An 8,220-nucleotide genomic window follows, 5' to 3' on the forward strand; every position below is an offset into this window, starting at 1 on the left:
GCCTTCGCCCCGCAGGCCGACGGCCCCGCCCCCGGCGACCCCTGGTTCGAGGCCGTGGCCGAAGCGCTGGCCGAGGCGGGATACCTCGACAGCTAGGGCGCCCGCCGCCCGCGGTTCCTCCGCGTCCATGCATGCGTGGACGGGATCGCGGCTGCGCCGTCGCCTGTCCGTTATCGCCTCGCAGGCGCGGCACCGTTCGGCCCGAGACGCTAAAACGTTCGTTCTAAGAAACGGGCTGGTCACCGCAAATATCTTCTTCGGATGGGACGGTTCGGAGAAGATCCGGTTTTTCGCGTGTAAAATACCAGCGGGTTCGGCAAGCGATGGCGCGTCGAAGCGCCGTGTTCCGGTCGTGCGGCGCCGCTCGACCAGTTGACAACGTTCTGTAAAAAGAACGAAAACCCGGTCTCTTCGTAAGGGATACGGGCCGAGGCCGGCGCGCATCCCGCGGTGATGACCGGAGGATCGGCGTGAGCGAGCGGCACGGAACACGGCGGACGGGGCGGATCGGGCGGCGGGCGGCCTTGGCGGGGCTGTGCCTGGCCGGCGGCCTGCTCACGATGGTCGGCGCGCACGCCGAGACGGCCCTGCTCAACGTCTCGTACGATCCGACGCGCGAGCTCTACCGCGACATCAACGCGGCCTTCGCCGAGGACTGGAAGGCCAGGACCGGCGAGACCGTGACGGTGCGCGCCTCGCATGGCGGCTCGGGCTCGCAGGCCCGCACGGTGATCGACGGGGTCGACGCCGACGTGGTGACGCTCGGCATCCCCTCCGACATCGACGCGATCGCCAAGCTCACCAAGCGCATCCCCGAGGATTGGCGCGGCAAGCAGCCGAATGCCGGCCTGCCCTACACCTCGACGGTGGTGTTCCTCGTGCGCAAGGGCAACCCGAAGGGCGTCAAGGACTGGGGCGACCTCGCCAAGCCCGACATCAAGGTCATCACCCCGAACCCCAAGACCTCGGCCGGCGGGCGCTGGAACTTCCTCGCCGCCTGGGGCTACGCCTACAACCAGGACAAGGACGCGGCCAAGGCCGACGCCTTCGTCGGCACCGTCTACAAGAACGTGCCGGTGCTCGACACCGGCGCCCGCGGCTCCACCGTCACCTTCGCCCAGCGGGGCCTGGGCGACGTGCTGCCGACCTGGGAGAACGAGGCCTACCTCGTGCTCCAGGAGTTCGGCGCCGACAAGTTCGACATCGTCGTGCCGCCGACCTCGATCTACGCCGAGCCGCCGGTGGCGCTGGTCGACGCCAACGTCGACCGCAAGGGCACCCGCAAGCAGGCCGAGGCCTACCTGGCCTTCCTCTACACCGACAAGGCGCAGGCGATCTTCGCCAAGCACCATTACCGCCCGTTCAAGCCCGCCGCGGCGGCCGAGGCCGACCTCAAGCAGCTGCCGGACATCAAGCTGTTCAAGATCGAGGATCTCCAGGGCAACTGGGACGAGATCCAGAAGCGGAACTTCGACACCGGCGGCCTGTTCGACCAGCTGAGCCGCCAGGGGCGGTAGCGCCGACCGATCCCTTCTCTCCATCCGGGCAGCCGATCCCGGGCAGGCCCGAGGTCGCCGGGAGAAGGGACCCGCGATCGGGCCGGCCGCGTCGACCGATCCGAACGTTTCTCGAGAGACTTCCCATGGTCGCCCCACCCCGCCCGAAGCGGCGCTTCCGACAAGCCAGCGTGATCCCCGGCTTCGGGCTCACCTTCGGCTACACGCTGACCTGCCTCGGGCTGGTGGTGCTGCTGCCGCTGGCCGCCCTCGTCGCCAAGGCCTCGGGCCTCGGCCTCTCGGGGATCTGGTACGTCGCCACCGACCCGCGCGTGGCCAGCGCCCTCAGGATCAGCTTCGGCGTGTCGCTGCTCGCCGCGCTCACCGCCTCGGTGTTCGGCTTCCTCGTCGCCTGGGTGCTGACCCGCTACCGCTTCCCGGGCCGCAAGCTCGTCGACGCCGTGGTCGACCTGCCCTTCGCCCTGCCGACCGCGGTGGCGGGCATCGCGCTGGCCTCGCTCTATGCCCCGAACGGCCTCGTCGGCGCGCAGCTGGCGCGTCTCGGCATCCAGGCGGCCTACACGCCGGTCGGCATCTTCATCGCCATGGTGTTCATCGGCCTGCCGTTCGCCGTGCGCACCGTGCAGCCGCTGATCGCCGAGATCGACAAGGAGGTCGAGGAGGCCTCCGCGACGCTGGGCGCCACCCGGTGGACGACGCTGATCAAGGTGGTGCTGCCGCCGCTGATCCCGGCGGTGCTCACCGGCTTCGCGCTGGCCTTCGCCCGCGGCGTCGGCGAGTACGGCTCGATCATCTTCATCGCCGGCAACCTGCCCTACGTCTCCGAGATCGCGCCGCTGCTGATCGTCATCAAGCTCTCGGAGTTCGATTACGGGGGCGCGGCCGCCATCGCCACGATCATGCTCGGGATCTCGTTCCTGACCCTGCTGGCGATCAACCTGATCCAGGCCTGGAGCCGCCGGAGGTTCGGTTATGTCTGATCTGAGCCTGACGGCCGCGCCGGCGCAGGAGGAGGCCGCCAGCGAGGGCCGCCTCGTGCGCGGGCTGCTGATCGGCACCGCGGTGGTGTTCCTGGCGCTGTTCCTGGTGCTGCCGCTGTTCACGGTGTTCGCCCAGGCGCTCTCCCGCGGCGTGGGCGCCTATCTCGAGGCCTTCTCCGAGCCCGACGCCTGGACCGCGATCCGCCTGACGCTGACGGTGGCGGCGATCGCCGTGCCGTTCAACCTCGTCTTCGGGGTCGCGGCCGCCTGGGCCATCGCCAAGTTCGAGTTTCCCGGCAAGAGCCTGCTGATCACGCTGATCGACCTGCCGTTCTCGGTCTCGCCGGTGGTCTCGGGGCTGATCTACGTGCTGCTGTTCGGGAGCCGCGGCCTGTTCGGCGGCTGGCTGCAGGACCACGGCATCCAGATCCTGTTCGCGCTGCCCGGCATCGTGCTGGCGACGGTGTTCGTCACCTTCCCGTTCGTCGCCCGCGAGCTGATCCCGCTGATGCAGGAGCAGGGCAACGCCGAGGAGGAGGCGGCGCTGACGCTCGGCGCCACCGGCCTCCACACCTTCCGCACGGTGACGCTCCCCAACATCCGCTGGGGCCTGCTCTACAGCGTGCTTCTCTGCAACGCCCGCGCCATGGGCGAGTTCGGTGCGGTCTCGGTGGTGTCCGGGCATATCCGCGGCCTGACCAACACCATCCCGCTCCACGTGGAGATCCTCTACAATGAGTACAATTTCGTCGCCGCCTTCGCCGTCGCTTCGCTCCTTGCCGGACTCGCCCTTGTCACCCTCGCCCTCAAATCCCTCCTCGAATGGCGCTACGGGGCGGAGCTCGGGTCGCGGGCACGGCATTAACGCGAACTCGACCGCGATCCGCGTCGAGGGCCTGTCGAAGACCTTCGACACGGCCGCCGTGCTGCACGACTTCAACCTCGACGTGCGCGCGGGCGAGCTGCTCGGCCTGCTCGGCCCCTCGGGCTCGGGCAAGACGACGCTGCTGCGCATCATCGCCGGGCTCGACACGCCGGACCGCGGCCGCATCCTGTTCGGCGGCGACGACGCCACCTTCCTGCCGGTGCAGCAGCGCGCGGTCGGGTTCGTGTTCCAGCACTACGCGCTGTTCAAGCACATGAGCGTGGCCGACAACATCGCCTACGGGCTGAACGCGCGAAAGCGCGCGGAGCGGCCGCCGGCGCCGGAGATCAAGCGCCGCGTCGGCGAGCTGCTCGACCTGATCCGGCTGTCGGGCTTCGCCGACCGCTATCCCTCGCAGCTCTCCGGCGGCCAGCGCCAGCGCATCGCGCTCGCCCGCGCGCTCGCCGTCGAGCCGCGCGTCCTGCTCCTCGACGAGCCGTTCGGCGCGCTCGACGCGCAGGTCCGCAAGGACCTGCGCCGCTGGCTGCGCGAGATCCACGACCGCACCGGCCAGACCACGATCTTCGTCACCCACGACCAGGACGAGGCGCTGGAGCTCTCCGACCGCGTCGCCGTGCTCGACAAGGGGCGGCTCGAGCAGGTCGGCACCCCGGACGAGGTCCAGGAGAACCCGGCCTCGGCCACCGTGCTGCGCTTCCTCGGCGACGCCATCGAGGTCGAGGCGATCGCCGAGGGCGGCCGGGTCCGCGTCAACGGCAAGCCGACCCCGGTCGCCGCGCCCGCCGGCCTCATCGGCCCGGTGAAGCTGTTCGTGCGGCCCTGGCAGCTCCAGCTGGTGGAGCCCGCCACCGCCCACCTCACCGGCACCGTCCGCTCGTCCTACCGCAGCCAGGGCCGCCAGCGCATCGAGGTCGGCCGCCCCGACGGCGGCCTGCTGATCGTCGAGGATTCCGACGGCGAACGCTACGCCGCCGGCCGCGAGGTCGGCCTGCGGATCAACGGGGGGTACGTGTTCGGGTAAGCTTCCTCCACGAGGGCGTGGGGCTCACGCATCTCTGCCTGACGGTACCGGATAGCTCGTCGGAAGCGGCGCCTGGCCCCTGTCGCCAACAAGCGATCGAATTCCCGCCTCGTTGCCCGCGCTTGCGCCTCCGACGATCCGTGCACGGCGGCGATCGGTCGGCAGATCGATGCGATCTCAGCGAACCGCTTGCCCCGAGGCGTCCGACATCGCGCGATCGGAGCGGCACGGCCGCCCCTCACGCCGTGGTCCCGTCCCGGCGGCGGAGCACCGAATGCTTGCGGCTGTAGAAGAAGTAGATCGCGAAGCCGATCGCCATCCACACGACGAGCCGCAGCCAGGTGTCGAGGGGCAGGCCCGCCATCAGGAACAGGCAGGACAGGATGCCGAGGATCGGCACCGTCGGCACGCCCGGCACGCGGAACGGCCGGTACATCTCCTTGTCCGAGCGGCGCAGGTAGATCACCGAGCCGCAGACCAGGATGAAGGCGGCGAGCGTGCCGATGCTGACCATCTCGCCGAGGATCCCGATCGGCACCAGCGCCGCCACGATCGCCACCGCCGCGCCGATCAGGATCTGGCTGCGATAGGGCGTCTGGTAGGTCGGGTGCACGTGGGCGAACAGGCGCGGCAGCAGCCCGTCGTTGGCCATAGTGTAGAAGATCCGGCTCTGGCCGTAGAGCAGCACCAGGATCACGGTGGTCAGCCCGGTGAGCGCCCCGAGCTTGATCAGCGCCGAGAACCAGGCGATGCCGATCACGTCGACGCCCTTGGCGATCGGGTCGGGGACGTTGAGGTCCTTGTAGGGGACCACGCCGGTGAGCACCGCGGCGACCAGCACGTAGAGCACCGTGCAGATCGCGAGCGAGCCGAGGATGCCGATCGGCATGTCGCGCTGGGGCGATTTCGCCTCCTGCGCGGCGGTGGAGACCGCGTCGAAGCCGATGAAGGCGAAGAACACCACGCCCGCGCCGCGCAGCACGCCGCTCCACCCGAAATGGCCGAAGCTGCCGTCGTTGTCAGGAATGAACGGGGTCCAGTTGGCCTGCTTGATGTAGCCGTAGCCGAGCACGATGAAGGCCAGCACCACGGTGAGCTTCACCGCCACCATGACGTTGTTGAGCCGGGCCGATTCCTTGGTGCCGCGCACCAGCATCAGCGTGAGCAGCCCGACGATCAGCACCGCCGGCAGGTTCATCAGCGCGGTGGCGTCCGACCCGTCCGCGAGCTTCACCGCGGTGCCGGGCGCGGCGGTGAAGCGGGGCGGGATGACGAGCCCGACATCCTTGAGCAGGCTGACGACGTAGCCGGACCAGCCCACCGCCACGGTGGCCGCGCCCATGGCGTATTCGAGGATCAGGTCCCAGCCGATGATCCAGGCGAAGAACTCGCCCAGCGTCGCGTAGGTGTAGGTGTAGCTCGATCCCGCCACGGGGATGAGCGCGGCCATCTCGGCGTAGCACAGGCCGACGAAGGCGCAGGCGATGCCGCCGGCGACGAAGGACAGCATGATCCCCGGCCCGGCATATTGCGCGGCCGCCGTGCCGGTGAGCACGAAGATGCCCGCGCCGATCACCGCGCCGATGCCCATCGCGATGATCGAGAACAGGCCGAGCGATTTCGAGAGCTGATGCCCGTCGCTCTCGCCCCCGGCGAGGATGTCTTCGACGGTCTTGCGCCCCGTCAGGCCGGAGGGTTGATCCGTGTCAGCCATGGTCGCTCCGATCCGCGCGGCGGCATCCGGCACCATGTCGGGCGGCTCTCGGGGATGCCAGCCGGCGACGCCACTGATCCCCCGGTTTCGCTCGGCCCCCGGTGACGTTCGGCCCGCCCCCGCCCGGCAAGGAGCGTGCCGTCCCGGCGGCGCCTCGGCCGGGCTGTCGAGTTCGTGAGCCCGCCGGCCGGGTTTTACCGGTATCCGGGCCCCGCGCACGGCACGGCGATGCGTGCTAGACCGGTTTTCGGCGGGGGAACGCGGGTTTGTCGGTCGTACAACGGCACAACACGAAGATCGCCGGGGCCGGCGAGACCGCGATGGTCTTCGCCCACGGCTTCGGCTGCGATCAGAACATGTGGCGCTTCGTGGCGCCCGCCTTCGAGGATCGCTACCGGACGGTGCTGTTCGACCATGTCGGCGCCGGCGGCTCGGACCTGTCGGCCTACGACCCGGCGCGGTACGCCACGCTCGACGGCTACGCCGACGACGTGGTCGCGCTCGCCCGCGCCCTCGGCGTGCGGCGCGGCGTCTTCGTCGGCCACTCGGTCAGCGCCATGGTCGGCATCCTCGCCGCGAAGGCGGCGTCCGAGCTGTTCGATACCCTCGTCCTGGTCTGCCCCTCGCCGCGCTACGTCGACGACGCGGAGGACGGCTACGTCGGCGGCTTCACCGCGGCGCAGGTGGAGGAACTGCTCAACTTCCTCGACAGCAACCACATGGGCTGGTCCCAGGCGATGGCCCCGACGATCATGGGCAACGCCGACCGCCCCGAGCTCGGCGCGGAATTGACCAACAGCTTCTGCCGCACCGATCCGGACATCGCCAAGCGCTTCGCCCGGACCACGTTCCTGTCCGACAACCGCGCCGACCTCGAGAACGTCGCCGCCCGCTGCCTGGTGATCCAGTGCGCGGAGGACGTGATCGCCCCCCGGGAGGTCGGCGAGTACGTCCACCGCAACCTGCCGGGCAGCGCGCTCGTCCTGCTCGACGCGACCGGGCATTGCCCGAACCTCAGCGCGCCCGAGGCGACGGTCGCGGCGATCGAGGCGTTCCTCCGAGGGTGATGACGTGGACGAGGCGACGCCCACCTCCGGGGTGCAGGAGGCCGACGACCTCGCCGACCTGTTCGAGAACGCGCCCTGCGGCTACGCCTCGGCCCTGCCGAGCGGGCGCCTGTCGAAGGTCAACCGGACGCTGGCGACCTGGACCGGATACCCGGCCGGCCACCTCGTCGGGCGCCGCTTCCTCGACCTGCTGACCATCGCCGGCAAGATCTACTACGAGACCCATTTCGCGCCGCTGCTGCGGATGCAGGGCTTCTTCAACGAGGTCGCCCTCGACCTCGTGCGCGCGGACGGCCAGACGCTGCCGGTGCTGGTCAACGCGGTGGTCCGCCGGGACGAGGCGGGCGAGATCCGCTTCATCCGGATCACCGTGTTCAACGCCTCCGACCGCCGGCGCTACGAGCGCGACCTGCTCGCGGCGCGGCGCGCCGCCGACGAGGCCACCGCCGCGCTGCGGGAGCTCAACCTCACCCTGGAGACGCGGGTCGCCGAGCGGACGGCCCAGCGCGACCGGGCCTGGCGGCTGTCGCAGGAATTGCTGATCGTGGCGCTGCCGGACGGCACCCTGGAGAGCGTCAACCCGACCTGGGCCGAGCTGCTGGGCTGGCGCGACGACGAGCTGATCGGCCGGTCGTTTGCCGCCTACACCCACCCGGACGACCTCGCCGCGACCCTGGCGGCCTTCGCCGCCATCCTGGAGCGGCCGCTCACGGTTCCGTACGAGTACCGCTTCCGCCACAAGGACGGCTCGTACCGGTCGTTCGCCTGGACCGCCGCGTTCGAGGACGGCCGCGTCTACGCCTCGGGGCGCGACACCACGCTCGAGCGGGAGCAGGCCGACGCCCTGCGCCAGTCGCAGAAGATGGAGGCGGTGGGCCAGCTCACCGGCGGCCTCGCGCACGACTTCAACAACCTGCTCGCGGGCATCGCCGGCTCGCTGGAGATGATGCAGACCCGGATGCGGCAGGGCCGGGTCGAGGACGTCGCGCGCTACATGGCCGCCGCCCAGGGCGCCGCGCGCCGCGCCGCGGCCCT

General features: G+C 70.3%; 7 protein-coding genes. 6 read left to right on the forward strand and 1 reads right to left on the reverse strand.

What is annotated here, in order from left to right:
• Positions 1-560 precede the first annotated feature (560 nt).
• From FV230_RS20700 to FV230_RS20715, 4 genes are all read left to right on the forward strand, one after another.
• Entirely contained in the window at positions 561-1,517 is a 957-nt protein-coding gene (locus tag FV230_RS20700) for a sulfate ABC transporter substrate-binding protein (protein ID WP_147843730.1), read from the forward strand.
• Between the two features lie 125 nt (positions 1,518-1,642).
• Complete coding sequence (gene cysT, locus FV230_RS20705) at positions 1,643-2,497, forward strand: sulfate ABC transporter permease subunit CysT (protein WP_147727628.1); 855 nt, start codon at positions 1,643-1,645, stop codon at positions 2,495-2,497.
• Positions 2,490-3,362, forward strand: coding sequence for a sulfate ABC transporter permease subunit CysW (cysW, locus tag FV230_RS20710; protein WP_147727627.1), 873 nt, complete (start codon positions 2,490-2,492; stop codon positions 3,360-3,362). The genes cysT and cysW overlap by 8 nt, the downstream gene beginning before the upstream one ends.
• 16 nt (positions 3,363-3,378) lie before the next feature.
• The gene (locus FV230_RS20715) at positions 3,379-4,404 is read left to right on the forward strand and encodes a sulfate/molybdate ABC transporter ATP-binding protein (RefSeq protein WP_281408308.1); all 1,026 of its coding nucleotides are present in this window, start codon (positions 3,379-3,381) and stop codon (positions 4,402-4,404) included.
• 238 nt (positions 4,405-4,642) lie between these two features.
• On the opposite strand, the gene FV230_RS20720 is transcribed toward FV230_RS20715, so the two are convergent.
• Complete coding sequence (locus tag FV230_RS20720) at positions 4,643-6,118, reverse strand: amino acid permease (RefSeq protein WP_147727626.1); 1,476 nt, start codon at positions 6,116-6,118, stop codon at positions 4,643-4,645.
• Between the two features lie 266 nt (positions 6,119-6,384).
• Here FV230_RS20720 and FV230_RS20725 point away from each other — a divergent pair, with 266 nt between their 5' ends.
• Entirely contained in the window at positions 6,385-7,185 is an 801-nt protein-coding gene (locus FV230_RS20725) for an alpha/beta hydrolase (RefSeq protein ID WP_187275565.1), read from the forward strand.
• A gap of 4 nt (positions 7,186-7,189) precedes the next feature.
• Positions 7,190-8,220, forward strand: a 1,031-nt coding sequence (locus tag FV230_RS20730; protein ID WP_147843729.1) for a PAS domain-containing hybrid sensor histidine kinase/response regulator, incomplete at its 3' end; no start/stop codon positions are given.

Source organism: Methylobacterium sp. WL6 (assembly GCF_008040095.1).
Lineage (GTDB): Bacteria > Pseudomonadota > Alphaproteobacteria > Rhizobiales > Beijerinckiaceae > Methylobacterium.

What these genes read in the sequence shown, in the direction of transcription:
- cysW (WP_147727627.1), top strand. Translation starts at nt 2,490, where the DNA reads ATGTCTGATCTGAGCCTGACGGCCGCGCCGGCGCAGGAGGAGGCCGCC.
- cysT (WP_147727628.1), top strand. Translation starts at nt 1,643, where the DNA reads ATGGTCGCCCCACCCCGCCCGAAGCGGCGCTTCCGACAAGCCAGCGTG.
- FV230_RS20700 (WP_147843730.1), top strand. Translation starts at nt 561, where the DNA reads ATGGTCGGCGCGCACGCCGAGACGGCCCTGCTCAACGTCTCGTACGAT.
- FV230_RS20720 (WP_147727626.1), bottom strand. Translation starts at nt 6,118, where the DNA reads ATGGCTGACACGGATCAACCCTCCGGCCTGACGGGGCGCAAGACCGTC.